This is a genomic window from Geodermatophilus sp. URMC 61, assembly GCF_052931555.1.
In genome coordinates, this window is sequence record NZ_JBRFHZ010000002.1 from 1,571,278 (window position 1) to 1,597,271 (window position 25,994).

The 25,994-nt window shown below is 72.6% G+C and carries 22 protein-coding genes and 1 pseudogene; 14 read left to right on the top strand and 9 right to left on the bottom strand.

The window, feature by feature from the left end; genetic code table 11:
• Positions 1-482: 482 nt before the first annotated feature.
• A complete protein-coding gene (locus tag ACU610_RS07340) occupies positions 483-2,018 on the top strand; it encodes an aldehyde dehydrogenase family protein (protein ID WP_446767047.1) in 1,536 nt (511 codons plus the stop codon).
• 58 nt (positions 2,019-2,076) lie between these two features.
• On the opposite strand, the gene ACU610_RS07345 is transcribed toward ACU610_RS07340, so the two are convergent.
• A complete protein-coding gene (locus ACU610_RS07345; RefSeq protein ID WP_446767048.1) occupies positions 2,077-2,397 on the bottom strand; it encodes a hypothetical protein in 321 nt (106 codons plus the stop codon).
• Between the two features lie 251 nt (positions 2,398-2,648).
• Complete coding sequence (locus ACU610_RS07350; protein ID WP_446767049.1) at positions 2,649-2,903, bottom strand: LysR family transcriptional regulator; 255 nt, start codon at positions 2,901-2,903, stop codon at positions 2,649-2,651.
• Between the two features lie 239 nt (positions 2,904-3,142).
• Between ACU610_RS07350 and mmsB the strand changes: the two genes are divergently transcribed.
• From mmsB to ACU610_RS07375, 5 genes and pseudogenes are all read left to right on the top strand, one after another.
• Positions 3,143-4,045 carry a 3-hydroxyisobutyrate dehydrogenase gene (mmsB, locus tag ACU610_RS07355; protein ID WP_446767050.1) on the top strand — a complete coding sequence of 301 codons (903 nt, stop codon included), beginning with the start codon at positions 3,143-3,145 and terminating at the stop codon, positions 4,043-4,045.
• Positions 4,046-4,192: 147 nt separating this feature from the next.
• The gene (locus ACU610_RS07360) at positions 4,193-5,179 is read left to right on the top strand and encodes a quinone oxidoreductase family protein (protein ID WP_446767051.1); all 987 of its coding nucleotides are present in this window, start codon (positions 4,193-4,195) and stop codon (positions 5,177-5,179) included.
• Positions 5,180-5,279: 100 nt separating this feature from the next.
• Positions 5,280-5,489: pseudogene (locus tag ACU610_RS07365) on the top strand (NAD(P)-binding domain-containing protein); the annotation flags it as partial.
• Positions 5,490-5,788: 299 nt separating this feature from the next.
• Entirely contained in the window at positions 5,789-5,947 is a 159-nt protein-coding gene (locus tag ACU610_RS07370; RefSeq protein WP_446770769.1) for a hypothetical protein, read from the top strand.
• Complete coding sequence (locus tag ACU610_RS07375; RefSeq protein WP_446767052.1) at positions 5,947-7,344, top strand: MFS transporter; 1,398 nt, start codon at positions 5,947-5,949, stop codon at positions 7,342-7,344. The genes ACU610_RS07370 and ACU610_RS07375 overlap by 1 nt, the downstream gene beginning before the upstream one ends.
• 527 nt (positions 7,345-7,871) lie before the next feature.
• On the opposite strand, the gene ACU610_RS07380 is transcribed toward ACU610_RS07375, so the two are convergent.
• Positions 7,872-8,840 carry a GlxA family transcriptional regulator gene (locus tag ACU610_RS07380; RefSeq protein ID WP_446767053.1) on the bottom strand — a complete coding sequence of 323 codons (969 nt, stop codon included), beginning with the start codon at positions 8,838-8,840 and terminating at the stop codon, positions 7,872-7,874.
• Positions 8,841-9,061: 221 nt separating this feature from the next.
• Between ACU610_RS07380 and ACU610_RS07385 the strand changes: the two genes are divergently transcribed.
• The 3 genes from ACU610_RS07385 to ACU610_RS07395 all read left to right on the top strand — a co-directional run bounded on the left by ACU610_RS07385 (position 9,062) and on the right by ACU610_RS07395 (position 12,177).
• Positions 9,062-10,318 (top strand): alpha/beta fold hydrolase, encoded by a 1,257-nt coding sequence (locus tag ACU610_RS07385; protein ID WP_446767054.1) that lies wholly within the window; start codon positions 9,062-9,064, stop codon positions 10,316-10,318.
• A 95-nt stretch (positions 10,319-10,413) separates the two neighbouring features.
• Positions 10,414-10,830, top strand: a complete 417-nt coding sequence (locus ACU610_RS07390; protein WP_446767055.1) for a hypothetical protein — start codon at positions 10,414-10,416, stop codon at positions 10,828-10,830.
• Positions 10,831-11,142: 312 nt separating this feature from the next.
• Entirely contained in the window at positions 11,143-12,177 is a 1,035-nt protein-coding gene (locus ACU610_RS07395) for a serine hydrolase domain-containing protein (RefSeq protein WP_446767056.1), read from the top strand.
• A 324-nt stretch (positions 12,178-12,501) separates the two neighbouring features.
• Here ACU610_RS07395 and ACU610_RS07400 read toward each other — a convergent pair whose 3' ends face one another.
• From ACU610_RS07400 to ACU610_RS07415, 4 genes are all read right to left on the bottom strand, one after another.
• A complete protein-coding gene (locus ACU610_RS07400; protein WP_446767057.1) occupies positions 12,502-13,731 on the bottom strand; it encodes an alpha/beta hydrolase family protein in 1,230 nt (409 codons plus the stop codon).
• Between the two features lie 409 nt (positions 13,732-14,140).
• Positions 14,141-15,049 (bottom strand): NAD-dependent epimerase/dehydratase family protein, encoded by a 909-nt coding sequence (locus ACU610_RS07405; protein WP_446767058.1) that lies wholly within the window; start codon positions 15,047-15,049, stop codon positions 14,141-14,143.
• A gap of 88 nt (positions 15,050-15,137) precedes the next feature.
• Positions 15,138-15,638: an alpha/beta fold hydrolase gene (locus ACU610_RS07410; RefSeq protein WP_446767059.1), complete on the bottom strand. Its 501-nt coding sequence runs from the start codon at positions 15,636-15,638 to the stop codon at positions 15,138-15,140.
• A gap of 627 nt (positions 15,639-16,265) precedes the next feature.
• On the bottom strand, positions 16,266-16,622 hold the full coding sequence (locus tag ACU610_RS07415; RefSeq protein ID WP_446767060.1) for a nuclear transport factor 2 family protein: 357 nt from the start codon (positions 16,620-16,622) through the stop codon (positions 16,266-16,268).
• 78 nt (positions 16,623-16,700) lie between these two features.
• Between ACU610_RS07415 and ACU610_RS07420 the strand changes: the two genes are divergently transcribed.
• Positions 16,701-17,498 (top strand): MerR family transcriptional regulator, encoded by a 798-nt coding sequence (locus ACU610_RS07420; protein WP_446767061.1) that lies wholly within the window; start codon positions 16,701-16,703, stop codon positions 17,496-17,498.
• Between the two features lie 300 nt (positions 17,499-17,798).
• Complete coding sequence (locus ACU610_RS07425) at positions 17,799-19,127, top strand: class I SAM-dependent methyltransferase (protein ID WP_446767062.1); 1,329 nt, start codon at positions 17,799-17,801, stop codon at positions 19,125-19,127.
• Between the two features lie 119 nt (positions 19,128-19,246).
• Here the strand turns inward: ACU610_RS07425 and ACU610_RS07430 are convergent, their stop codons facing one another.
• Both ACU610_RS07430 and ACU610_RS07435 read right to left on the bottom strand, forming a co-directional pair.
• The gene (locus tag ACU610_RS07430) at positions 19,247-19,894 is read right to left on the bottom strand and encodes a response regulator transcription factor (protein WP_446767063.1); all 648 of its coding nucleotides are present in this window, start codon (positions 19,892-19,894) and stop codon (positions 19,247-19,249) included.
• A complete protein-coding gene (locus ACU610_RS07435) occupies positions 19,882-21,639 on the bottom strand; it encodes a sensor histidine kinase (protein ID WP_446767064.1) in 1,758 nt (585 codons plus the stop codon). Before ACU610_RS07435 ends, ACU610_RS07430 begins: the two co-directional genes overlap by 13 nt.
• A gap of 142 nt (positions 21,640-21,781) precedes the next feature.
• Here ACU610_RS07435 and dacB point away from each other — a divergent pair, with 142 nt between their 5' ends.
• The 3 genes from dacB (at position 21,782) to ACU610_RS07450 (ending at position 25,989) form a co-directional block, all read left to right on the top strand.
• On the top strand, positions 21,782-23,386 hold the full coding sequence (gene dacB, locus ACU610_RS07440; RefSeq protein ID WP_446767065.1) for a D-alanyl-D-alanine carboxypeptidase/D-alanyl-D-alanine endopeptidase: 1,605 nt from the start codon (positions 21,782-21,784) through the stop codon (positions 23,384-23,386).
• A gap of 83 nt (positions 23,387-23,469) precedes the next feature.
• Positions 23,470-24,720, top strand: coding sequence for a serine hydrolase domain-containing protein (locus tag ACU610_RS07445; protein ID WP_446767066.1), 1,251 nt, complete (start codon positions 23,470-23,472; stop codon positions 24,718-24,720).
• Between the two features lie 87 nt (positions 24,721-24,807).
• Positions 24,808-25,989 carry a serine hydrolase domain-containing protein gene (locus tag ACU610_RS07450; RefSeq protein WP_446767067.1) on the top strand — a complete coding sequence of 394 codons (1,182 nt, stop codon included), beginning with the start codon at positions 24,808-24,810 and terminating at the stop codon, positions 25,987-25,989.
• The last annotated feature ends 5 nt before the right edge of the window (positions 25,990-25,994 follow it).

The window sequence follows — 25,994 nt, forward strand, 5'->3', positions numbered from 1 at the left end:
GAGACCCGGCGGTTGACAGACCAGCAGCCGGTTGCGAGCCGATGAGACGGAGCACGGGGCCTCCCGGGATGGTGCTGGGTACGGTGAGCCGGTTGCGCGGTCGGACTGCTGTGCGGGCGTCAGCGGCCGGTGGACCGCCGGCCGCTGAGGTAGAAGATCCACCTGAGGCCGCCGACCCGACCCGGCTGACCCATGGGGGCTCCATGGCCCGTCCATGCATCGAGCAGGGGAGGGCGGACACCGGCGGGTCGTTACCGGCCGCCGGTATCCGCACGCCGATCTGACGCATCAGCCCTCACCGCTCCCATGGACCCCAGACGTGGACCGCCCCGGGTTGTGGGCGTCAACTCGACTGGGGGCAGTCCCCATCTCCTCGGCCGGACCGTGTGCAGTGGCGCACGGGGGATGCGCGCGAATGGCCTAGCCGCCGCTCGGGTAGCGGTCGACCATGCAAGGGGTCACCCCCAACGGAGAGGGATCTCATGTCGGTCGACGCACCCCCCACCTCGCACGCAGCCACCGGCGACCAGACCGGTCGCGACTGGGGCATGTACATCGGCGGTGAATGGGTCGAGGCCCTCGACGGCCGTTGGACGGAGGTGACTTCGCCGTCCCGCCGCGGCATGGTGCTCGGCCGGGTCCCGCGCGCCGACGCCTCCGACGTGGACCGCGCCGTCCGGGCCGCCCGGGCCGCGTTCCCCGGCTGGGCCGCCCTGCCGGCGACCGCACGGCAGGAGGCGCTGCTGGCGATCGCCGACGACCTGTACGCCCACGCCGAGGAACTGGCCCGGCTCACCGCCCAGGACACCGGCAACGCGCTGCGCACCCAGGCCCGGCCGGAGAGCCAGACCCTGGCGAAACTGTTCCGCTACTTCGGTGGCGTCGCCACGGAGGTCAAGGGCGTCGTCCTGCCGGCAGGCGAGGGGCAGTTGCAGTACAGCATCCGCGAGCCCATCGGCGTGGTCGGCGCCATCCTGCCGTGGAACTCCCCGCTGATGATCGCCGGGATGAAGATCCCTGCAGCGCTCGCGGCCGGCAACACGATCGTGGTCAAAGCGGCCGAGGATGCGCCGCTGACCGTCCTGCGGTTGGCCGAGCTGTGCGCTCCGCACCTGCCCCCGGGTGTGCTCAACGTGCTCACGGGCTTCGGTGAGGACTGCGGTGCGGCGATCACCGGGCACTCGGACGTGGACAAGGTCTCGTTCACCGGCTCCACGGAGGTCGGCCGGATCGTCGGTGGTGTGGCCGGGCAGCGGCTGGTGCCGGTCTCCCTGGAGCTCGGCGGCAAGAGCCCGAGCATCGTGTGGCCGGACTCCTGCGACGACGCCACCGTCGAGGGCGTGCTGACCGCGATGCGGTTCACCCGACAGGGGCAGAGCTGCACCGCCGGCTCCCGGCTCTTCCTGCACGAGGACGTCTACGACGAGTTCCTCGACCGCACGGTCGCCCGACTGCAGCAGCTGGTGGTCGGTGACCCATTGGACGAAGCCAGCGACATGGGCGCGCTGATCAACCAGGACCAGTTCGACCGGGTCACCGGTTACGTCGCCGAGGGCAAGAGCCGTGACGACGTGTCGGTGGCCCTGGACGGTTCCGGGCAGGTGCCCCGCGACCTCGACGGGTTCTACCTGGGGCCGACCGTCTTCTCCCGCGCCGACAACGCCTGGCGCCTGTCCCGGGAGGAGATCTTCGGCCCGGTCATGGTGGTCATCCCCTGGCGCGACGAGGAGGAGGTCCTGGCCATGGCGAACGACAGCCACTACGGCCTGGCCGCCTACGTGTGGTGCAACGACCTGGGCCGGGCACTGACCGCCGCGTACCGGATCCAGTCGGGCTGGGTGCAGGTCAACCAGGGCGGCGGGCAGATGGTCGGGCAGTCCTACGGCGGGGTCAAGCAGTCGGGCATCGGCCGGGAGTTCTCCCTGGAGGGCATGTTGGAGTCCTTCACCCAGATCAAGCAGATCAACGTCAAGATCAACACCGGCGCGGCGACCCAGAAGCGCACCGCCACCCCTTGAGGTCCTCAGACGTCGGTGCAGCCCAGCAGCTCACACCGGCGCAGGATGACCTCCTGGCTCAGCTCGTCCATGACCAGGCGGGCCGCGGGCGGCGCAGCACGCGCGGCGCAAGTGAGGCCAGGTAGTCGAGGGGGATGGACACCTCGACCGGGAACAGCCGGACCAGGCCCGGTTCCCGATCCCCGAGGAAGGCGGGCAGCAGACCGATCCCGCTGCCGGCCTGGTGGGCTCGACGCGCGCGAACACGTCGGTCGAGGCGAAGCCCATCGTGGCATCCGGGCAGGGCCGCTGGATGATGTGCAGGATCGGTGATCCGCATCAGCGGCTCGATGTAGAAGACCAGCGTGTGGTTGCCCAGGTCGTGGGGCGAGCGCGGCATCCCTCGGCGCTCCAGGTAGTCGAGGCGGCGTACATGCCGATCCGGTGATCGGTCAGCCGCACCGTGTCGCTCCGGCTGGCCCCGGGTTGGCCGACGACGACTCGATGTCGGCACCGACGGTCTGCAGCAGCGGGCAGGTCGCTACCACCAGCTCGACCAGCAGCTGCGCGTGTTGCCGCCGCAGTCGGGCCAGCACCGGGGCGACGAGGTGGACTCCGAAGGCCTCGGTGGAGCTGACCTGGCCGGACCACTCAACGGCGAGGCGTCCGTCGGGCTCTGGGCTCGCCGCGCACGGCCGCCAGGGCCTGCTCGATGCGTTCGGCGGCCGTCACCACCTCGCGGCCGAGGTCGGTGAGTCGGCAGCCCTGGGTCGAGCGGATGACGACGGTACCGCCGAGTTCCTCCTCCAGCCCGGTCAGGCGCCGGGAGACGGTGGAGTGGTCGATGCCCAGGGCGGTGGCCGCGCCCAGCAGGGTCCCGCACCGGGCGACCTCCAGCAAGACCACCGTGTCGTCCGCACCCAGCACCCGGCGCCTCCGGTCCGTGCAGTGGCGCGGCGACCTCGTCCGAGGAACGGCCACCACGTCGTTGTGCGTTTCTGCACGACCGTCGTGGGCAAGTGAGGGTGGTCACAGGGGTTGTCCAGGCCCACGATGGAGCCGCCACCGGATCGGCCAGCCACTCGGACGGTGGTTCGAGCGTGCGGCCGACGTCAGAGGCAGTGCAACAGAGCGGAGGAGTCCGGATGAACGTGGCCTGGATCGGCCTGGGGAACATGGGCGGCCCGATGGCCGCGAACCTGGTTGCGGCAGGTACTGCGGTGCGCGGTTACGACGTCAGCGAGACCGCCGCACAGGCAGCCGCCGGGTTGGGCGTGGAGGTGGTCGGCAGCATCGCCGAAGCGGTGCGCGACGCCGACATCGTCTTCACGATGCTGCCGCGCGGCGAGCACGTACGGGAGGTCCTCACCGCCCCCGACGGCGTGCTGGCCAACGTCCGGCCGGGGACCCTGATCGTCGACGAGTCCACGATCGACATCGACGTGGCCCGCGAGCTGCACCAGGTCGCCACCGAGGCGGGCGCCCGTTTCCTGGACGCGCCGGTCTCCGGCGGCGTCTCCGGCGCCGCGGCCGGCACCCTCACGATCATGGTCGGCGGCAAGGCGGAGGACCTCGAGGAGGTCCGGCCGCTGCTGGAGGTGCTCGGCGGCAGGGTCGTGCACGCGGGTGACGCCGGCAACGGCCAAGCCGCCAAGATCGTCAACAACATGATGTGCGGGGTGATCCTGGCGGTGACCTGCGAAGGCGCCGTCCTGTCGAAGCGACTGGGCCTGGACCCGGCCACCTTCCACTCGATCGCCGCGACCTCCTCCGGCGACTCCTGGGTGCTGCGCACCTGGTACCCCGAGAAGGGCGTAGTCGAGAGCGCAGCGGTCAACCGCGACTTCGAGGGCGGCTTCTCCGTGGCCCTGTTGCACAAGGACCTCGGCCTTGCCGTCAACGCCGGGGAGTCCACCGGCACGCCGCTGCCGTTCGTCACCCAGGCCCGCGACGCCATGGCCTCGCTCATCGACGCCGGCCAGGCGAACAAGGACTGCAGCGTGCTGGTGAAGAAGGTCGACGGGACCCTGGACACGCCGGCCGGCTGACCCCGTCCACGCCACCGGCGGGTGCTCGCAGCACGGGCGCGCCGCCGGGGCGTCCCGGATCAGCAGGTCCGCGGACACGCACCTCCACCGTCAACGATCACCGGACCGCGCGAGTGGGCGCTGTCCCCGCCCCGACAGGAGACGACGATGCGGGCCGTGCTGGTGTCCTCGACCGGAGGGGCCGACGTCCTGCAGGTCACTGACGTCGACCGGCCCTCCCCCGGTCCCGGGCAGGTCCTGGTCCAGGTCTCGGTGGCCGGGGTCAACTACATGGACATCTACCAGCGCACCGGGGGCACCCCGCTGCCGGTGCCGTTCGTGGCCGGGGTCGAGGGCGTCGGGACCGTGGTCGAGGCGGGGACCGGGGTCGAGGACCTCGCCGCCGGTCAGCGGGTCGGCTGGCTGCGGGGTGGGCAGGGCAGCTACGCGGACTTCGTGGTCGTGGACGCCGCCATGGCCGTTCCCGTGCCCGACGGCGTCCAGGACGACGACGCCACCGCCGTCCTCATGCAGGGCGTCACCGCGCAGTACCTGGCCACCGACACCTACCGCGTGCAGCCCGGGGACAGCGTTCTGGTGCACGCGGCCGCGGGCGGAGTGGGACAGCTGCTCACCCAGGTCGTGCGGCTGCGCGGCGGGCGGGTGATCGGCACGGTGTCGACCGAGGAGAAGGCCGAGGTCGCCCGCCAGGCCGGAGCCGACGAGGTGCTGCACTACGACGAGGTCCCCGACCGGGTCCGGGAGCTCACCGGTGGTCAGGGCGTCGCCGCGGTCTACGACGGGGTGGGTGCCGCCACCTTCCAGGGCAGCCTGGCCAGCCTGCGCCCCCGCGGGATCCTCGTGGTGTACGGCACGGCCAGCGGCCCGCCACCACCGGTGGAGATCTCCCAACTGGCTTCCGGCGGCTCGCTGTACGTCACCCGGCCGACGGTCGTGCACTACACGGCTTCTCGAGGGGAGCTGCGGGCACGCACCGACGAGGTCTTCGACTGGGTCGCCAACGGCAGGCTCCGGGTGTCGATCGGCGGGCGCTTCCCCCTCGCCGACGCACGGGGGGCGCAGGAGGCACTCGAGGCGCGGCAGACGACCGGCAAGCTGCTGCTGCGGCCCGGGGACAGCGAGCCCCGCGCCTGACGCCGCCTCCGTGCATCCCGTTCCGAGGCAGGCGCCGGACGTGCGGGGTGGGAGAAGCCGGAGCAACATGCTTCATGCCTCAGCCTCGAGGAGCAGTCCCATGCCCGGCACCCGCCTCGTCAGCAGCTCCGCCATCGACGTCGGATCGACTCGACGGCTGCCCGACGCCGCGGCGCCGGCGGGCTCCCGGTTCGTCGACGCGCCCGTCCCCGGCTGGACCGGAGGCGCTACCGGGGGCACTCTGACCTCCATGATCGGCGGCGTCGAGGCCGACGTCGAGGCGGCCGGGCAGGACACCCAGCCGATGGCGGGCACCATCATCGCCACCGGAGGACCCACCACGGGGCAGGCCGCCCAGGTCTGCAGCGGCGTCCTGGCGCTGACCACCACGACCGGCCTGGCCCGAGGGGTCACCCGCGCGGGCCGGCTGGGCCTCGACCACGTGTTCCAGGACATCCCCGCTGCCTCGTCCGGCCCCACTGCATCGTCCGGCGGCTCGTGGGCGCTGGACGACCGGTACCCCGTTCCCAGCAGGTCGGACAACGCATCGTCCGGCAACGACTCCGCCACCACGTCCCCCCTGACCTGGCGTTGGAGGACAGGCCGGCGGTGGCCGCCGACCGGACCGGCACCGACCTGGAGGTCGGTCACCTGTACACCTCGAATCACCAGCCCCTCAGCGATGCCCGTGCCGGTGCCGGAAATCTGCCCTGCTCTGCCGTGGTGAAGGTCACCGACGGCAGCATCGACAGCAAGGAGCGCAACTGATGTCCGATCGCCCGCCCCTCAACGAGGAGACGCTCGACTTCGAACACCGGATGGAGCACGAGCACCACGCCGACCTGCCGTACCTGCGCAAGGTCGTCGGCGCCTCCATGGCCGGCACCGTGGTGGAGTGGTACGAGTTCTTCCTCTACGGCACCGCCGCCACCCTGGTCTTCGGCCAGCTGTTCTTCCCCGACACCGGCAACGAGCTGGACGGCATCATCGCCGCGTTCGCCACGTATGCCGTCGGCTTCATCGCCCGCCCGCTGGGCGGTATCGTGTTCGGCCACATCGGTGACCGCATCGGCCGCAAGACGCTGCTGCAGTTCTCGCTGATCCTCATCGGCGGCGCCACCTTCCTGATGGGCTGCCTGCCCGGATACGCCGCGATCGGGTACTGGGCTCCGATCCTGTTGGTCACCCTGCGCTTCATCCAGGGCTTCGCCCTCGGCGGCGAATGGGGCGGCGCGGTCCTGCTCGTGGCCGAGCACAGCCCGAACAAGAGCCGTGGCTTCTGGGGCTCCTGGCCCCAGGCCGGCGTCCCCCTGGGCAACCTGCTCGCCACCATCGTCCTGCTGGTGCTCAACGTGACCCTCAGCGACGAGCAGTTCCTGTCCTGGGGCTGGCGGGTCGCCTTCTGGCTGTCGGTGATCATCGTGGTCATCGGCTACTACATCCGCACCCAGGTCTCGGACTCGCCGACCTTCAAGGCGGCCCAGGAGCAGGCCGAGAAGGAGGAGGCGGCCGGCTACGGCCTGATCGAGGTGTTCAAGCGCTACCCGCGCGGCGTGTTCACCGCCATGGGCGTGCGCTTCGGCGAGAACATCGTCTACTACATCGTGGTGACGTTCTCGATCACCTACCTGGCGTTCATCGGGGTCAACACCGACCGGATCCTGCTCCTGCTGCTGTTCGGCCACGTGCTGCACGCGGTGGTCATCCCGCTCATCGGTGCGGCGGGGGACCGGATCGGGCGGCGCCCGGTGTACATCGCAGGCACGCTCGCCACCGCGGTCTGGCCGTTCATCGCCTTCCCGATGTTCGACACCCAGAACTCCTTCGCGATCCTCGCCGCGATCATGCTCGGCCTGATCGCGCACGGCCTGATGTATGCGGGCCAGCCCGCGATCATGGCGGAGATGTTCCCCACCCGGATGCGCTACTCCGGCGTCTCGATCGGCTACCAGGCCACCGCCATCGTGGCCGGCTCCTGGGCGCCGCTGATCGCCACATACCTGCTGAACGAGTACAACAACTGGGTGCCCATCGCGATCTACGTCGCGCTCGCCGCAGGCGTGAGCCTGGTGGCCGCGCTCGTCATGAGGGAGACCAAGGGCGCCTCCCTCGTCGCGATCGACGCCGAGGACCTGCGGCGGATGAGGGCCCAGCGGGCTGCCTGAGCCGACGCCGGACCCCTGCCCACGCAGCGAGGACGGGACCCCCACCGCCAGCGGGGGTGGGGGTCCCGTGCGTCCACGGACGTCTCGCCGAGCGGCACACACCACCACCGGCCCGCCTCGGCCGGGTCGCTGCAGGTGGACCGCCCCGGCGAGTCCGCAGACTCTGGTGTGCCCGGGTTCGACGGAGTCGGGTCGTTGGACTCGTCAGGCCCCGATGATCAGTCGTCGGTCCTCGAACTCTGCGGGTGTGAGCATGCCCAGGAGCCTGCCGGAGGAGGTGGCTCGACACGGCGTGAGGCGGCGGACGATCGGGGTCGTGCAGGGCTCCTCCTCCCGGACGTTCCCAACTTCTCCGATGACGAGCGGGCCCACCGAGGAGATGCCGTGCCACCGGTCATCCTGGCGGGTACCCCTGCGGTGCACGGGTTGCTGGAGGCCGACATCGACGAACCCGCGGCTGCGGGTGGCCGCGGCGAGGTGCACCAGCCGCTGCCGCTCAGCGTCGTCCGACCGTCCCGAGGATCCACCTACTGCACCGCGAGGTGGCCGAAGTGGCGCCGGTGGTCCCCCGGGGTGGTGTCCAGCCGGCGACGGAATGCGCGGTTCATCGTCTCGGGCGCGCCGAATCCGCAGATGCGCGCGATGTGGTCGACGGCGTGGCGGGTGGTCTCGAGCAACTGGCAGGCCGCCTCGAGCCGCAACCTCTCCACGTGCTCGCTCGGCGTCACCCCGACCTCGGTCTTGAACACCCGGCTGAACTGCCGCTCGGACAGGTGCACACGGCGGGCCAGGGCGGGCACCGACAGGTCTGCGGTGAGGTGATCGGGCAGCCAGGCCAGCAGCTCCCGCACCGGTTCGCTCTCCGCTGCCTGAGCGGCGAGCAGCGGAGAGAACTGCGTCTGCCCACCGGACCGCCGCAGGTAGACCACCAGGTGCCGGGCGACCGCCGCCGCCGCCCGCGGGCCGTGGTCGTCCGCGACCAGGGCCAGCGCCAGGTCGATGCCCGCCGTCACGCCGGCGGAGGTCCAGACGTCGCCGTCGCGCACGTAGATCGCATCGCCGTCGACCGACACGTCCGGGTGCGCGCTTGCGAGCAGCTGGCACTCCGCCCAGTGTGTGGTGGCCCGCCGCCCCTCCAGCAACCCGGCGGCCGCCAGGACGAAGGCCCCCGAGCAGACCGAGGTGATCCGTCGGGCGCTGCTCGCCAGCCGCCGGACGTGCGCCAGCAGGTCCTCGTCCGCGCATGCCTCGGCCATGTCGCGGCCGCCGGCGACCACGAGGGTGTCCACCGGCTCCACGACATCTGTGAGTGCTGTGGTGCCGAACGACAGCCCGGAGCTGGCCAGCACCGGACCGCCCGAGGAGCTCACCACCTGGGTGCGGTACGCCGCCGCCGGCACCAGTCGGGTGGCGCTGGAGAAGACCTCCAGCGGGCCGGTCACGTCCAGGATCTGCGCCGACGGGAACGTCACCACCGCCACGCCGAGGTCACCCACTGCCTCACCGTACGGGTCGGTGTGGCCGGATTCGTCAAGCCCGCGTCCTGGCGCCGTCGACGCGCCTCGCCCATCGTCGTCCCGTGGCCACGACAGCTGCTTCACCCACGACGACGGGCTCCTCCGACCGCGGTGTCATCCGGGGAGGCGGCCGTCGCGCGTCGGCCCGCCGCCTGGCCTGGGTGGTGGCCGGCTCGGTCGTGATCGGCCCGCTCGCTGCCGTGGCGTTTCCCGTCGGCGCCTTCGCCGGCGCGCCCGAGCACGTGCTCGTCGGCACAGGCCTGCTCGGCCTGGCGCTGGGGTGGGCCGCGCTCGCCGTCGGGGCGGCGATGCTGACCGACCAGCCGCAGCGCTGGGCAGCGGTACCGGCGGCCGCGCTGGGTTCCGCCGGGGCGGCGCTGCTCGTGCTCGCACCAGGCGACAGGGCGCTGACCGCCGCCGGCTGGGTCTGGCCACCCCTCCTCCTGGCGCTCACGGCCTGGACCACCGCCCGTGCCGTGCGGTCGCTGCGCGTCCGGGCCCCCTTCTGGCTGCTCTCCCCCGTACTAGTCCTGCTGCTGCTCGCCTCCGTCGGCGGCGGTGCGGCGACCCTGCGCACGGCGTTCGCCGGCGGCCCGCCGCCCATGCCAGGACAGCTGTACGACGTCGGGGGCCACCGGCTGCACCTGTCCTGCACCGGCACCGGCGGCCCCACCGTCGTGCTGCTCGGTGGAATGGGTGAGACCTCCGCCGCCTGGGGTCTCGTGCAGCCCGCGGTCGCCGGGACGACGCGGGTCTGCTCCTACGACCGGGCGGGCCAGGCATGGAGCGACGGCGCTCCGGGCCCCAAGGACGGCCGGCAGGTGGCGGCCGACCTGCACACCCTGCTGAGCCGGGCCGGCGAGCCCGGCCCGTACGTGCTCGCCGGCCACTCCGTGGGCGGCCCGTACGCGATGGTCTACGCCACCCAGTACCCCGACGACGTCGCCGGCCTGGTCCTGCTGGACTCCTCGAGCCCCCAGCAGTTCACCTCGCTGCCCGACTATCCCGGCGCCTACGCGCTCATCCGGCGGACCACGTCCCTCCTCCCCACCCTCGAGCGCCTCGGTGCCGGCCCGCTGCTGGACTCCGGCGCCCCGCCGGACCTCCCGCACGCGGCCCAGGCGCAGGTGCAGGCGTTCGACCGGAGCACGCGGCAGCTGCGCGCCGCGCGGGACGAGGTGGCGGCCTACCCGGAGGTCTTCGAGCAGGCGCAGGCCTTGACCGGCGTCGGCAGCACCCCGCTCGTCGTCGTCACCGCCACCGCCGGCGACCACCAACCCGGCTGGCCGGCCGCCCAGGACGCCCTGGCCGACCTCTCCTCCACCAGCAGCCACCGGCTCGTGCCGGCGACGCACGCGTCCCTGCTCCTCGATGCCTCCGACTCCGTTTTCAGCGTCGCCGCCATCGAGGACGTGGTGCAGGCGGCGAGAACCAGCTCAGCGGTGTCGGAACCGTGACCTGGACCGCCCGACGGACGTCCGGACTCGCTGCCCACCTGACCGCCGTGGTCGCGCGTGGACATCGGCCGACAGCCGGACCGCCATGGGCAGCCATGCCCGCTCGCCTGGTACGTGCTCCGGCGGCGTGGGGCGTGGTGTTCGGAGGCCTGCAGGCGGCGTCGCCGTTGGGCTTTCCCTGGCTGACCGCCTCCACCGTCTACTCGTTGGGGCTCACGCTCATCGCGGCGGTGTACGTCGGCTTCAGCGTCGCGGACGGGCGGCGGACGGTCATCGCCGTCGAGACCGGCGTCGCTTCTGTCTTCGTCGTCATCGCCGGGATCGCGGTGACCGGACCGGCCTGGCTGATCGTCGGCGGACTGGCAGGCCACGGCCTCAAGGACCTCTGGCAGCACCGGACCGGGTTCGTCGCCAACACCCGCTGGTGGCCGTCGTTCTGCGCCATCGTCGATCTCGTCGCTGCCACTGCCATCGCGCTGATGACGATGACCCACCGCGGCCTGCCGCTCTGAGGCGAGGACCCCGATGAGGGAAGTGGCTGCGGCCGGCCGACGGGGCCACCGCAGTAGCGCCAGCGTCGTCCCACGTGAGGACCGATCAGCGGCGACGGCGACTCGAAGGACGGCGGGCTGCCGGCGACGCCCAGGACGGTGGGGGTCTCCGGGCGGCCCGTGGCTGAGCCGCACGCCTGCCTGCTCGCGCGGCCCTGCACCGTTGCGCCACGGTCACCGGCACGGTCCGATCGTGCCCATGCCCCTGCCCCGGCCCACTGATCCACGTCGCGACAGCCGCTCTCCCGAGCCGGCGAACGGCGGGAACCGCTGATGGACCCCGGCGCTCTCGATGAGACCGTCCCCCGCATCGCCGCCCGGCACGGCAAGGAGCACGTCGGCCTGGTGGTGGGGGCGGTGACGTCCGCGGGTGCACGGTGTGTCGTGCCGATCGGGCACGTTCGCGCGCCTGACGGCCCGGCGCCGCGCGCGAACAGCCTGTTCGAGATCGGCTCGGTCACCAAGGTGTTCACCGCGTTGCTGCTCGCCGAGGCCGTGACGCGCCGCGAGCTGTCGCTCCACACGCCGCTCGGCGACCTGTTGCCGGAGGTGGACGTCCCGACTCGCGACGGCGCGGTGATCACCGTCGAGCACCTGGCGACCCACACCGCGGGGCTGCCCAACAACCCGATGCCGTTCTTGGCCGCGCTCCGCGTCCAGTGGAAAGCCCGTGACGGCGATCCGTGGGAGGCGATCGACCGCGCCGCGCTGCTGACCGCGCTACGCCAGACCAAGCTGCGCCGCACGCCCGGCACCGGCCGCATCGCCTACTCCAACCTCGGTGCCGGCGTGCTGGGCCACGCACTGGTCGCCGCGGCTGCCACGCGCGACTTCGGCGAGCTGGTGCGCTCGCGGATCTGCGAACCGCTCGGGATGGCCGACACCGTGCTCCTCCCAGACCGTGAGCAGACTGAGCGCGAGGCCGTCGGCCACCGCCGGCGCCGCCGGACCACCGGCCACTGGAGGGTCGCCGCCCTGCCCGGCGCTGGGGCGCTGCGCTCCACGGCCACCGACATGCTCACCTTCCTGCACGCCCAACTCCGCCCGCATGACACCCCGCTCGGACCGGCGATCGCACTCACCCACCCGGACCGCCGCCCCGGCAAGCGACTCGGCATCGGGCTCGGCTGGCTGCGGGTGCCGATGGGGGGCCAGCACGTCCTGCTCTGGCACAACGGCGGCACCGGCGGCTTCCGCGCGTTCGCCGGGTTCGTGCCGGCCGCCGGTGTGGGCGTGGTCGCCCTGGCCAACGACCTGCACAGCGTCGACCGAGTCGGCCTCGACCTGCTCACCGCGCTCAGCACCTAGGGCATGTCTCGCCCCGTGCGCGTCCAGGCCGAGATCGCGGCGAGGACGACCGGTCCCGGTGGATGAGGACCTGCCTTCCGGTAGCGGGTGGCCAGTCAATGTGGACGCCACCGGTGAGATTCCAGCTGGCAACAGCCAGCGCCGTGCCCAGTTCTCCGCGACGCGAGGCGGATCAGTCCCCCAGACGCAGGGGTGTGCGTAGGTAGCGTGTCGCCCCTCGGACAACGAGTTGGACCCCCACGATCGCCGATCGTGGGGGTTTTCCCCCTGTCCACGGAGGCAGATCGGTCGCGTTGAGCGCGCGGACGGCCACCGTCCAGGACCTCAGCGCCCGGCGTCCACCGGCTGTCGCGCGGGAGCGGAGAGGGTCTGGTCGAGCCAGTCGAAGACCCTCAGGTCGCACAGCGCGCGGTTGCGCATCTCGCAGTGGTCGCCCGCCCCCTCGGCCCGGCTGAACGTCACGAGCGTCCGAGGAGCCGTCATCCCGTCGTCGACAGCGGTCGCCGTGCTCGACAGCGGGTCGTCCTCGGCGGCGCAGAGCAACGTCGGGCATGCGATGCGGTCGAGACGACCGGCGAGCGTGAAGTCGGCGGCGACGCGGAGGTAGTCGGCGTACGACTGCACGCCGTGGACCCAGAAGCCGCGCTGCTCGGTGACCCAGCGCTGCGCCCGGTTGCGTTGCATGCCCGCGGTCAGCGCCGCGAGGGTGCCCTCGTCGACATCGGGCAGCCGTGTGATGACGGCCTCGGGCAGACCTGCGGCACGCAGCCGGGCCCGTGCCCCTTCCAGGATGCCGAACAGTGCCGGGTCCGCGACGCACGCGGCGAGGCGGTGCTCGCCGGCGGCAGCCCGCAGCGCCAGGTGGCCGCCGAGGCTCCAGCCGGTCAAGACCATCCGCTGCGGGTCGACCTCGGGACGTCGCAGCGCCAGGTCGACCACCGGGCCCACCACGTTCTCCCAGTCGGGGCGCATGACGACGCCGTCCTCGTACAGGAGCCGCCCCTGCCCCGGCCCGTCGAACAGCAGGCAGTGGTAGCCCCGCCGGAGCGCCGGGAGCGCCTGACCGAGGTACATCTCGAACAGCGTGGCGTCGTAGCCGTTGGTCGCGATGAGCAGCGGCCGGGGCTCGGCTCCGGTGCCGGCGCGAAAGAAGTACGCGGGCAGGGCCGTGTCCTCGAACGGGATCTCGAGCGGCTCACCCGGTGGGTCGGCGGCGGCCGCGGCCTTGGCGAAGACCTCCGACTGCTTGCGGAACGCGGTCAGCAGCCGCGGATCGACCGGGGCGCCGAACAACGGGTGGTAGCTGGCCGCGTAGTACAGCGACGCCCGCAGGTAGGTCTCCCGCGCACTGACGCGATGGCCACCCCTGGCGGCGTCGTCGGCCTCCTCCGCCAGCCGGTCGGCCGCCGCGGACCACGCGGTGTACCAGGCGTCGTCGTCGCCTTCCCCGATCTGCGCGCAGACCGCCGCGACCTCACCCAGTTGACCGCCGAGACCCAACCCGAGAGAGACGGCGAAATCCTCGAACAGCGAGTCGGTGAAGAACAGACCCATTGCTCCTCCCTCTCCCTGGTCCCCGACATCCGAATCGGACGGGTGTGCCACCCGCTGGAGCCCGGACCACGGTCCCGCGCAGCACCGGTGACGTCAGCTCGTCCGCTCCCGCGACGATCGCCTCCCACGCCAGCCCATCCGCCGCGCGACCTGACGTGTACGCGGTGCGGTGTCCCGCTCCGCCGAGGCGCGACCCACGGTCTCGGTCGACCTGCCACGACCGGCCGACGTGCTCTCCTGGAAGGCGCGACCCACCAGCACCTCGACGTCCGGCCCCTGGGCGAGCCCAACCTGGTGCCGGCCGCTGGCATCGTCGCCGAGGACGCCGGTCGTGTCGCCCCTCGGACACAGTCGAGGCGCACCGCTCGGTGTGCGCTCTCCGTTGCCGGTGGCAGACCCGGCGTTGCTGTCACGCGCGCGTCGTCAGGCCCTGCCGCAGCTCGTCCATGGCTCGCGCGAGGCTCACCCGCGGCGCCCAGCCCCACCGGCGCGCGCGGTCGGTGAGCAGCTGCCCGGTCCAGACCGGCTCGTCGGTCCACTCGGGCGCGACGCCCAGCGCGTCGGTGACCGTGCCGAGGTAGTCCCGCCACGTCGCAGCCTCGCCCGCGACGATGACCGGGGTCGTGCCGCTGGCCACGGGGCCTCGCGCCGGGTCGTCGGCGGTCGCGACGGCGCCCGTGGCGACGTCCGCGATCAGGGCCGCCAGGTCGTCGACGTGCACCCAGGCCCAGGTCTTGGCCGGGTTCGCTCGGCGCTCACCGCGGCGGACCCGCTGCGGTCGCAGCGTGTTCCAGACCGACGTGTCCCCGGCGCCCATGATCGCCGGCGGGCGAACCAGCACGGTCGTGAGCCCGCCGACCTGTGCCAGCGCGGCGTCGGTGGCGTTCTTGGTGTCGGGGTAGTCGCCGCTGCCCTCGGGCAGGAGGGCGCCGTCCTCGGCCACGTCCCCGACACCGGCCGAGCGGTCGTAGACCCCGGCCGTGGACACGTGCACGAACCGGGCGACGCCGGCGTCCCGGGCAGCCCGAGCGAGGACCGGCGTGCCCTCGACGCCCACCCGGTGCTGCACTTCTCGGGACGCGCCCATCGGGTGGACCGTCGTGACGACCGCGTCGACGCCCTGGGTAACCGTGCGGGCGAGGCCCTCGTCGGCGAAGTCGCCGACGAGCTCGGTGACTCCGTCGAGCGCAGGCGCGCTGCCGACGCGTCGGACGACGGCGCGCACCCGCGCCGACCGCTCGACGAGCGCCCGGCACACCGCGGCGCCCACCAACCCGTTCGCACCGGTCACCACGACCACGGGAGCGGAAGAGGCCATGCCGTCCACACTGCCAGCGACCACACGACGACGCTTGCTGCGCTCCATGTCGCGGCGTCGGGCGGGCCCGGTGGCGGTCGCCGTCCCGTCAGCTGGCCGTCGCGCGTGCGGCCTCGTCGATCCACCGGGCGACGGCGCCGGGCTGGGAGACCGTCACCGCGTGGGAGGCGTCGACCTCGACGGTGTGCGACCTCGCACGCTCGGCCATGAACCGCTGGGACTGGGCCGGGACGGCGAGGTCCCGGACCGTGACGAGGTTCCAGGAGGGGATGGTCTTCCAGGCCGCCTTCGTCGCCCTCCCCTCCAGCGCGTCGGCGACGATGGGCCGCTGCGTGACGGCCAGCAGCGCGGCGACCTCCTCCGGCACGTCGGCGGCGAAGACCTCCCGGAACTTCTCCTGCTCGATGTACAGGTCGTGCACCGTCTGCCCGTCGGGACCACCGACGGGCACAGGGCGCAGCGCCGGCCCGAGCTCGTTGCCGGGGAACTTCCCGGCCAGCTCGCCGGTGCTCTCGCCCTCCTCGAGGAGGAAGCTGGCGACGTACACGAGCGCCTTCACCTTCGGGTTCCCGTCGGCGGCCTCGCTCATCACGCTTCCGCGTAGGAGTGGCCGGCGAGCACGATCGGCCCGTCCACGCTGGCCAGGACGCTGCGCAGGACCTCGGCGTCACTGTGCAGGGCACGGAGCGGGTTGGCCACCCCGAGCACCGGATAGCCGTCACCTGAGCTGGGCGATCACTCCGTTCCAGCTGGACGAGTCGGCGAAAGCCCCGTGGACGAGCACCACGGTGGGCTTCGACGTGTCCGTGAGGGTCGCTGCGGTGTTGGCGGACATGGTTCGGTTCCTCTCCAGTCGTGGGCGGCTGAGCCGCCCGGTTCGACGCCGCAGCCCGGGGCTGCGGGTTGCAAGGGCACGACCAAGGAGCCGGACCGGCTCACTCTCGTGCTGTTCGCCGCATACCGGTCGCCGGCCTCGTCGCGGCGGACCTGGCCGCCATGCGCGACGCCAACCGCCGGTTGCCGCCGCCATCGAGGCCGACGACGTCGAAGCCGCTCCCCGCGCCGACGACGAGCTGCACGGCGTGCTCGTGGCCATCTCCGGCAACCGCGCACTCGCCACGGTCCTCGAGCAGTTCGCTCCCAGCCTTGCGCCGTGCGGAGCGGCTGCGGTTCGGCTCGCTGCGGGGCCGTGCACCCGGCGCCCGGCGAACCGGGGTCAGTGAGGAGCGATGACCAGCTCCGCGATGAGATCGCCGTCCATCGCGAAGCGGTAGTCCAGCTCGGCCAGTCCGCCGGGGAAGTCCCCCTCCAGACGGTTGGTGGCCACGCAGTGCGTGTCGTCGATGCGCTGCGCGCCGATGAGTTCGGTCGTGTAGGTGAACTCGGCTCCGGCGTTCCGCAGGAACTCGCGGACCTCGTCGGTCCCGCGGAAGGTCTGTCCCTGGTCGAAGACCACGGCCGTGGAGCTGAAGGCGCGGATGGCTGCGTCGACGTCTCGGGCCGCGTGGGCGGTGAGGAAGTCCCCGATCGCGGCCGGGAGCTCGCTGGACTGGATGCTGGTCGGTGTGGTCATGCCCCGACGGTGCGGCCTCCCACTCCGGGAGGGTCGAGCACTGGACCCTCCCCCGGGGAGAGGGTGCACAGTGCTCCGGTGCTGGCCATCGGCGAGTTCTCCCGGCTGACCCACCTAAGCGTGTGCACGCTGCGCCGCTACCACGACGCGGGCCTGCTCGAGCCCGCGACGGTGGACCCCGCCAGCGGCTACCGGTACTACACCGCGGACCAGATCCCGACCGCCCAGGTCATCCACCGCCTGCGCGAGCTCGACGTCCCACTGCCCGACGTCCAGCGCATCCTGCGCTCCCCCGACCCGAGCACCCGTGCCGGTCTGGTCTCCGACCACCTGCAGCGACTCGAGTCCGAGCTCGACCGGACCCGTGCCGCGGTCGCGTCGCTGCGCCGGCTGCTGCGGCCGGAGCCCGCCCCGCTCGACGTCGAGCTGCGTGCGGTGCCGGCGACCACGGTTGCCGCGGTCGAGGACGACGTGGAGCACGACCACGTCCTCGACTGGTACGCCGGTGCCATGGCCGAGCTGGACGCCGTGGTGAGGCAGCCGACCGGCCCCCCGGGCGGCCTGTACGACAACGCGCTGTTCGAGACCGGCCGCGGGCACCTGCTGGTGTACCGGACGACGGCGCACCCCCCGCACAGCGGCCGGGTCCACCCGCTGACCCTGCCGGCCGTCGAGCTGGCCGTCACCACCCACGTCGGCGAGCACGACGACATCGACGTCACCTACGGAGAACTGGGCGCCTGGGTCGTGAGGAACGCGCTCGTGGTGGCCGGACCGGTCCGGGAGACCTACGTGGTCGGGCCCCGCGACACGGCAGAACCGGCCGCCTGGCGCACCCAGATCGGCTGGCCCGTCTTCCGAATGGCCCAGCCCTGAGCAGGGAGGACAGCGGTGGAGGAACCCCACCTCTGGCGGTGCGCGGCGAGCGTCTTGCGCGCCTGGCCGGTACCCCGCTGATGGCCCCCTGACAGCACGGAGCGGTCACTCGACAGGCGAGAGCCGTGTGCGTATGTACCGTGTCGCCTCGGACACCGAGTTGAACCCCCCACCACCTCTGGGCCCGTGGGGTCCTCCTCCCGATGCCGGCCGTGGAGATGCGTGCGGACTCCCACCGAGCGGTGGGGATCCCGGTCACCGGTGAGGACCGCGGTTCGGAGCGCTGTGCCAGGGTCGGGCATGGCCGCTTCCTCCCCGCGCCGGGCTGCCGGACTGGTGGACGAGCTGGGGCGGCTGCTGCTCGGGGCCCCCATCCCGTTGTCCGTGCGGTGCTGGGACGGCTCGGCGTCCGTCGTCGACGGTGCACCGACCCTCGTCGTGCGCCACCGGCGGGCCCTGCGCCGGCTGGTCTACGCGCCCGGGGAGCTGGGCCTCGCTCGCGCCTACGTCAGCGGGGACCTCGATATCGAGGGGGACATCTACTCGGCGCTGAGCTTCCCGGACCGGATGCCGGCCCGCCCAGAGCTGCGCCTGGACCGACGGGCTCTCGCCCGGTTGGCCGGCCCGCTGCTGCGCCTCGGGGTCGTCGGACCGCCCCCCGCACCACCGCCGGAGGAGGCCCGACTGAGTGGGATCCGGCATTCGCTCGGGCGGGATCGGCGCGCCATCCGCCACCACTACGACGTCGGGAACGACTTCTACCGGGTGCTGCTGGGACCCTCGCTCGTCTACAGCTGTGCCTATTTCCCCGAGCCGGCGGCGACGCTGGAGCAGGCGCAGGAGGCCAAGCTCGACCTCGTCTGCCGCAAGCTGGATCTGCGGCCCGGGATGCGGCTGCTCGACGTCGGGTGCGGGTGGGGCTCCCTCGCGCTGCACGCCGCAGCCCGGTACGGGACATCGGTGACCGGGGTGACCATCTCCGCCGCCCAGGCCGAGCTGGCCACCCGGCGCGTGGCGGAGGCAGGCCTGTCCGAACTCGTCGAGATCCGCCTGCAGGACTACCGCGAGGTCGTCGACGGACCCTTCGACGCGATCGCCTCGGTCGGGATGGCCGAGCACGTGGGCCTGGCTCAGTTGCCGCTCTACGCCGCCAGGCTGCACGTCCTGCTGCGCCCGGGCGGTCGGCTGCTCAACCACGCCATCGCGTGCGGCCCCGCAGCCGGCCCCGACCGCCCCGATCCCGGCTCGTTCCTCACCCGCTACGTCTTCCCCGACGGCGAACTGCAGCCGCTGGCCACCCACGTCCGGATCCTCGAGGAAGCCGGCTTCGAGGTCGCCGACGTCGAGGCTCTCCGCCGGCACTACGCGCTGACCTGCCGAGCCTGGGTGAGCAACCTGGAGCGTCGATGGGACGAGGCCGTCCGACTGTCCTCCCCCGGCCGGGCCCGGGTCTGGCGGCTGTACCTCGCGGGATCGGCGCTGGCCTTCGAGGGCCACCGGGTCGGCGTGAACCAGGTGCTGGCTATCAAGCCAGGATCTCCCGGACACGACCGCCTCCCCCTGACCCGTCCGGACTGGAGCCGTCGTGCAGTGGAGCGAGCCCAGGGGCCGGGCGACGGCGCCGCCTGAGGCCGTGGCCGAGGATCAGCAGCGACGGGCGGCCACCCCTGCGTCTCCTCGACCCCTCCTCGCCCGGTGACATCGGCGGTCGGCTCGCGTCGACGGCCCGGTGGGGAGGCTGGTGCCGCTCATGACGAGAGATAGCGGATCACCGCCAGTACCCGGCGATGGTCGTCGTCGCTGGGCGCCAGGCCGAGTTCGTCGTAGATGTGGGACGTGTGTTGTACGACCGACCGCTCGGTGATCGACAGGGTTCGGGCGATCGACGCGTTGGACCGGCCCTCGGACATCAGGGCCAGCACCTGCTGCTGGCGAGGGGTCAGCCGGTCGAGCGCGTCGTGCTTCCCCCGGGCGCGGGCGACCATGAGGCTCACGACCTCGGGGTCGAGGACGGTGCCGCCGGCAGCGATGCGGCGGAGATCATCCGTGAACGTGTCGATGTCGGCGATCCGCTGCTTGAGGAGGTACCCGACGCCCGACGAGCGATCGCCCAGCAGTTCGACGGCGTAGGCGCGCTGGAGGTGCTGCGACAGCACGAGGACGGCGATCTCGGGGTGCTCCTGGCGGATCGCCACCGCCGCCCGCAGGCCCGCGTCCTTGTGATCGGGCGGCATCCGGATGTCGGTGACCACGATGTCGGGGACGTGTTCTCCCGCGCAACGGACCAGCTCGTGTGCATCCCCGACCGCAGCGACGACCTCGAACCCGGCGGCCTGCAGCACGTGCGTGAGCCCGGTCCGCAGCAGCGCCTCGTCCTCGCCGATCACGACCCGCACGGCAGCTCCACGAGCAGATGTGTGCCTCCGCCGGCCGGGCTCTCGATGGTGAACCGGCCACCGAGGGCATCGACACGATCGGCGAGGCCACGCAGCCCCACACCACCCTCCTGGGTGGCACCGCCGACGCCGTCGTCGGTCACGCCGATGACGAGCCGCGTGGGCGCGTGCTGGAGCGTCACGGTCAACGTGTCGGCCGCGGCGTGCTTGACCGCATTGGTCAGCGCCTCTGCGACCACGAAGTAGGCCGTCCTCTCGACCGTCGCCGGTAGGCGCCCGTCGACCGCGGCCACCGCCAGCCGAGTGGGCAGCGGCATGCGATCGACCAGGTCCTCGATCGCCGCGGTCAAGCCCCGTTCGACGAGGGCGGCCGGCATCAGGGCGTGGACGATCTCCCGGAGGTGCCGGGCGGCACCGTCGATGCCGACACGGAGGCGTGTCGCCGCGTCGGGGAGATCGGCCGCCCCGCCGATGCGAGCCAGCTGTTGAGCCTCCACCGCCAGCAGGACGAGCTCCACCTGCAGACCGTCGTGCAGGTCCTGGGCGACGCGCTGCCGCGCCCGGTCGCCTGCCTCGACGAGGCGGGCGCGGGACTGCTGCAGGTCGGCGTGGCTGGCCCGCAGCTCGGCCGTCAACCGGTCGTGGTCGATGGCGAGGGCGGCCACCTGACCCGCCCCGCGGACCAACTCGGCGTCGTCGATGACCGTCGCGTCGTAGACGATCGCGCCGATCCGTCGCGACCCGAGCTCGATGTCGACCAGGTGGCGGTGCTCACCCAGCGCCGACGTGTCGAACGTGGCGCCGTCGCCGTCCACGAAGGCGCGCCCGTCCCGCGACGCGTAGACGACCTGCACCGACGCGTCCCCGAGGGTGCGCCCGAGGGCGTCGGCGAGCAGCTCCGGGGTGGCGGCGGACGACGCCAGCCAGGCACTGAGCTCCTGGATCTCGGCGGTCCTGGCGAACCCGCCGCGCAGCATCGCCGCCGCGAAGGCGACGGGCACCCCGGCCAGCAGGACGATCTGGAACCCGACCACCTGCACGACCGAGAGACCGGCGGACGGACCCAGCAGCGGCCCGAGCGGCGTCGCCAGGACAGCCAGGATCCCGTAGGCGTACAGCGGCAGCAGGACCCCACGTTGGCCGGGCGTCGCGGTACGCAGCCGGTCGACGAGCACGCCGGCGGTCATCAGCATGACGACCATCCCCGCGCCGCGCTGGAGCCAGGTGCCGGCGTGGAGGAGATCCACCCGATGACCGACGGAGAGCATGCCGCCCGGGCTGGCACCCGGATCGAAGAGGTACGCCGGGACCTGGAGGACGAGCGACACCACGAAGCCCCCCACCACCGTCAGGCGGGAGGTGCGCGAGCGGAGGCGGCCGGACGGGAAGGCGTGCAACAGCCACACCACCACGGCGAGCGGGGTGGTGGCGAGCACGACACCGACCGCCACCAGGACGGGTGTTCCGGTGTTGGCGAGGGCGACCACGAACCACGACAGAGCCCCGAGGACCATGATCGGGCCGATCCGGTTGCTCGGCCGGCGCCGCCACGCCTCCAGACCTGCGGCCAGGTAGACCGATCCCCCGGCCGGGAACGACGCGAGCAGCCACCACGCAGCAACGCGCTGCTCGGCGAACAGGGCGATCTCGACGCCGGCGACGACGGCACCGAACGCGCCGATCAGCGCGAGGCTCATCATCAGCGCCCGCGCCAGCGACGATCGCCCACCTCCCCGATGCGCCATCGGCGCAGCATGGCACCGGCGACGCGCCCTCGGTGCAGCAGCGCACCGGTGACGACTCCCGCGAGACCCTGTACCCAGGTCCAGGTGGGCGGGCCACTCCGGTCCATTGCCCGCCGGTCACGACGTCGCCAGGGTCGCCCACGTGAACCGCCGAGCGGCTGCCCTCCCGTTGCTCGTGTCGACCGTCGTGCTCACCGCGTTCACCTCGTCGACCGAGTCGTCCGCCTCGCCGGGCGCGCAGCCCGGCATCCAGCCGCAGGTCGGCGAACTCCCCGCCGCTGCCGCGGCCGTCATGGCCAAGCCGGAGTTCGAGACGGCCCGGTGGCTCTACTCCGTCGCCGAGGCGGAGACCGGTCGGGTCGTCCTGGCCGGCCGTGCCGGGGAGTCCGTCTTCACCGCGTCGACCGCGAAGAACTTCACCGTCGGCACCACGTACGCGACGCTGGGCACCGACGCCACGCTCACCACGCCGGTGTACGCGACGGCCGAGCCGGCCGGTGGCGTCCTCGCCGGCGACCTGGTGCTGGTGGCGTCGGGAGACCTCGCCATGGGCGGCCGCGGCGCCGTGAGCGGCCGCGTGGACCACGCGTTCACCGCCGACACGATCGACCACGTCTACGGCGACGTCGCGCCGAACGCGGCGCTCGTCCCGGACGACCCGTTGGCCGGTCTGGACGACCTCGCCCGGCAGGTGGCCGCCTCGGGCGTCACCGACATCGCCGGCGACGTGGTCATCGACACCCGGCTGTGGAACACGTTCGCGGGCCAGGAAGGACCTGCCCCGTCGATCTACGTCAACGACAACATCCTCGACATCACGGTGGAGGCGGCCGGGGTCGGGCAGCCCGCCGTCCTCGACCTCCGCCCGCAGACGGAGGCCGTGACGGTGACCTCGACGGTGACCACCACCGACGCGGGCACGCCGACGTCGCTCACCGTCACCCCCGATCCCGGCGATCCCGCATCGGTCACGGTCAGCGGCACCATCGCCGCCGGCACGGCCCAGCTCGCCATCTACCGGGTCCCTGACGCCGCGTCATGGGCGCGCACCCTGTTCGTCGAGGCACTCGGTCGCGCCGGGGTCACGGTCACCTCCCCCGCCGTCGGACACAATGACGAGGCGGGGTTGCCGCCCACGGGTTCCTACCCGGCCGAGGACCGGGTGGCTTCCCTGACCTCCCCGCCGATGAGGGCCTTCGGTCGCATGATCCTGGAGACCAGCTACAACACCGGCGCGAACGCCCTGATGTGCCTGCTCGCGGCGCACGGCGGCTCGCCGGACTGCCTCGACGGGCTGGCGGCGGTGCACCACCAGCTCGACCGGGCCGGCGTCGTCGCCGAGGACGTGGTGCTGTTCGACGGGCAGGGCGCCGACCCGGCCTCGACGACCCCGGACCAGATGGTCGCCTGGATGAGGTGGGCGCAGACGCAACCCTGGGGCGAGGAGTTCGCGGCCGACCAGCCCGTCCTCGGGGTGAGCGGGACGCTGGCGAGTACGGGTCAGGACGGTCCGGCCGCGGGCGAGGTCGCGGCCAAGACCGGGACGAGCGTCGACGTCGACCCCACCACGGGGCGCGTGTTGTACAAGGTGCAGAGCCTCGCCGGCTACCTCACCAGCGAGCGGGGCGAGCGGTTCGTCTTCTCGCTGTCCATGAGCGGGGCGACGTACCCCGACGTGCCCACCGGTCTGCACGACGCCAACGAGGACGTGGCGGCCGTCGCCGCGGCCTTCCAGCAGGCGCTGTGACAACGGCGGTGCACCCGGCCGGTGAGCTCCGTGGTGCGGACATCCGGACACCCCCTGACCGGCTACCCATCGGGAGGTCGACCATGACAGCTGCAGAGCGCTCGTGCGGGTCGCGTCGTTCCCGGCCACCCGGTTCGCTGGCCGCCTCGATCGCGACGACGGCGGTCGCGTTGCTGGTCGTGGCTCCCGCCCCGGCGACCGCGTCGCCGGCCGGCGCGGCGCCGCCGTCGGAGGATCCGCCGTACGCCGCGGCGGTCCAGCCCGAACTCGACCGGCTCATGAGGGACCTGGCGGTCACCGGCGCCGTCGTCCTGGTGCGGTCCCCCGAACTCGGCGACTGGGCCACCACGATGGGCACCCGGACCTGGCACGGCACCGAGCCGGTCACGCTCGCCGACCACGTCCGGGTCGGCAGCAACACCAAGACCTGGACCGCCACGGTGATCCTGCAACTGGTCGACGAGGGCAGGATCAGCCTGGACGACCCGGTGTCGCGGTACCGCCTCGACGTGCCCAACGGGGAGGACATCACCATCGCCCAGCTGCTGGACATGAGCAGCGGGCTGGCCAACTACACCACCGACCTGGAACTCAACGAGCAGATGGACAGCAACCCCGGCCGGGTGTGGAACCCGGAGGAACTGCTCGCGATCGGCCTCGCCGAGCCGCCCGCCTTCCCCCCGGGGGAGGGGTTCCTGTACTCCAACACCAACTACGTGCTGCTGGGCGTGATCATCGAACAGCTCACCGGGGTCCCGGTGGAGCAGGCCTTCGAGGAGCGGATCTTCGGCCCGCTGGAGCTGGGCGAGACCTCCTTCCCGGCGCTGAGCGACGCCTCGATCCCGCAACCGCACCCACAGGCCTACACCTTCGGCACGAACGTGGAGACCATCGACAGCCTCGTGCTCCCACCGGAGGTCCAGGCCGCAGCCCGCGCCGGCACCCTGGAGCCGATGGACGTCACCGACGCCAACCCCTCCTGGGGGTGGACCGCGGGCGCCGGGATCTCCACCGCGCCGGACCTCGCGGACTACGTGGAGGGACTGGTCGATGGGTGCCTGCTCAGCCCGCAGCTGCAGCAGCAGCGGATGGCCAGCGTCCAGCCGCTGGACCCGGACGACCCGGCCAGCCCCGGCTACGGGCTCGGCCTGGCCAGGTTCGGGCCCGTGTACGGCCACTCCGGTGAGCTGCCCGGGACCAACTCCTTCATGGGCCACGACCCGGTCCGGGACATCACCGTCGTCACCTGGGCCGCCACCGCCCCCGCGCCCAGCGGCGAGGGCCCGGCCGTCGAGCTCGCCAAGGCGGTGATCGCCGAGCTCTACGCCGACTGATCGGCACCCCTGGCGGACCGGGTCAGGACGACGGGTCCCGGCTCCGGGGACACCACACCGTTCCCTCCACGGGAGGAGTTGTTCCTCATGCGCCGATGGATGCGCCCCGCCGCCCTCACCGTCGCCCTGCTCGCCGGAGCCGGGACGACCGGCTTCACGGCCACCCCCGTTCTCCCGGCCGAGTCCGCTCCTCCCCCGGCCCCGACCCTCGACCCGGACCTCGCCGCACGGATTGACGAACTGGCCCGGGCCGCGCTGACCAACGGCATCACGGGTGCGGTCGTCGGGATCTCCGACCCGGTCCGGGGGAGCTACCTCCAGGCCTACGGGACCGCGGACACCGCGGGGACCCCGATGACCACCGACGTGCACTACCGCATCGCCAGCGTGACCAAGACCTTCACCGCCCAGGCGGTGCTGCGCCTCGCCGACGAGGGGAGGCTGTCCCTCGACGACACCCTGGAGGAGTACGTCCCCGACATCCCCCACGGGGAGGAGATCACCGTCCGCCACCTCCTGGGCATGCGCGGCGGCGTGTACGACTTCGTCGCAGACGATCAGTTCATGGCGCGGTACGTCGCCGATCCGCTCCTGCCGGGGTGGTCCCCCTACGACGTCCTCGAGATCATCCGCGCGCACGCCGACGAGGCCACCCCACCCGGCCAGGCGACCGTCTACTCCAACTCGGAGTACGTACTGCTCGGGCTGGTCGTCGAGCGGGTCACCGGCCGCTCGGCACCGCAGTACACCACCTCGGTGATCGAGGACCTCGGCCTTCCGGAGACGTCGTATCCCACGACCGCGGCCCTGCCGGAGCCGTTCGCCCACGGCTACGTGAACACCGACAGTCAGCTGGCACCGGCCGACCCCGCCGCGGAGGAGCCGCGCGACGTCACGCTCAGCAACCCCGTGGTCCCGTTCACCGCCGGCGCGGTCCTCTCCACCGTGCCCGACATGACCCGCTACGCCGAGCAGCTGGCGACCGGCGCGGGCCTCGCCCCGGAGACCGCCCGGCTGCGCCAGGAGTGGACGCCGCTCACCTCGACCGGCGTCCGGGTGCAGTACGGCCTCGGCGTCCTCCAGCTCGGGAACTGGGTCGGCCACAACGGCTCGATCTTCGGCTACAGCGACATGGTCTTCCACCTGCCCGAGCAGAGGGCGAGCGTGGTGGTGATGGTCAATGCGGCCGACGGCGAGGCCGTCCCCGCGACGGACCTCTGGGGTGGGATCGTCACGCTCCTGTACCCCGACAGCCTGCCGACCTGGTGACCGTC

Bases quoted from the DNA above. Each gene is read 5' to 3' on its own strand.
- ACU610_RS07340 (WP_446767047.1), top strand. From the start codon at position 483: ATGTCGGTCGACGCACCCCCCACCTCGCACGCAGCCACCGGCGACCAG.
- ACU610_RS07345 (WP_446767048.1), bottom strand. From the start codon at position 2,397: ATGCCGCGCTCGCCCCACGACCTGGGCAACCACACGCTGGTCTTCTAC.
- mmsB (WP_446767050.1), top strand. From the start codon at position 3,143: ATGAACGTGGCCTGGATCGGCCTGGGGAACATGGGCGGCCCGATGGCC.
- ACU610_RS07360 (WP_446767051.1), top strand. From the start codon at position 4,193: ATGCGGGCCGTGCTGGTGTCCTCGACCGGAGGGGCCGACGTCCTGCAG.
- ACU610_RS07375 (WP_446767052.1), top strand. From the start codon at position 5,947: ATGTCCGATCGCCCGCCCCTCAACGAGGAGACGCTCGACTTCGAACAC.
- ACU610_RS07390 (WP_446767055.1), top strand. From the start codon at position 10,414: ATGCCCGCTCGCCTGGTACGTGCTCCGGCGGCGTGGGGCGTGGTGTTC.
- ACU610_RS07395 (WP_446767056.1), top strand. From the start codon at position 11,143: ATGGACCCCGGCGCTCTCGATGAGACCGTCCCCCGCATCGCCGCCCGG.
- ACU610_RS07400 (WP_446767057.1), bottom strand. From the start codon at position 13,731: ATGGGTCTGTTCTTCACCGACTCGCTGTTCGAGGATTTCGCCGTCTCT.
- ACU610_RS07405 (WP_446767058.1), bottom strand. From the start codon at position 15,049: ATGGCCTCTTCCGCTCCCGTGGTCGTGGTGACCGGTGCGAACGGGTTG.
- ACU610_RS07410 (WP_446767059.1), bottom strand. From the start codon at position 15,638: ATGAGCGAGGCCGCCGACGGGAACCCGAAGGTGAAGGCGCTCGTGTAC.
- ACU610_RS07415 (WP_446767060.1), bottom strand. From the start codon at position 16,622: ATGACCACACCGACCAGCATCCAGTCCAGCGAGCTCCCGGCCGCGATC.
- ACU610_RS07425 (WP_446767062.1), top strand. From the start codon at position 17,799: ATGGCCGCTTCCTCCCCGCGCCGGGCTGCCGGACTGGTGGACGAGCTG.
- ACU610_RS07435 (WP_446767064.1), bottom strand. From the start codon at position 21,639: ATGGCGCATCGGGGAGGTGGGCGATCGTCGCTGGCGCGGGCGCTGATG.
- ACU610_RS07445 (WP_446767066.1), top strand. From the start codon at position 23,470: ATGACAGCTGCAGAGCGCTCGTGCGGGTCGCGTCGTTCCCGGCCACCC.
- ACU610_RS07450 (WP_446767067.1), top strand. From the start codon at position 24,808: ATGCGCCGATGGATGCGCCCCGCCGCCCTCACCGTCGCCCTGCTCGCC.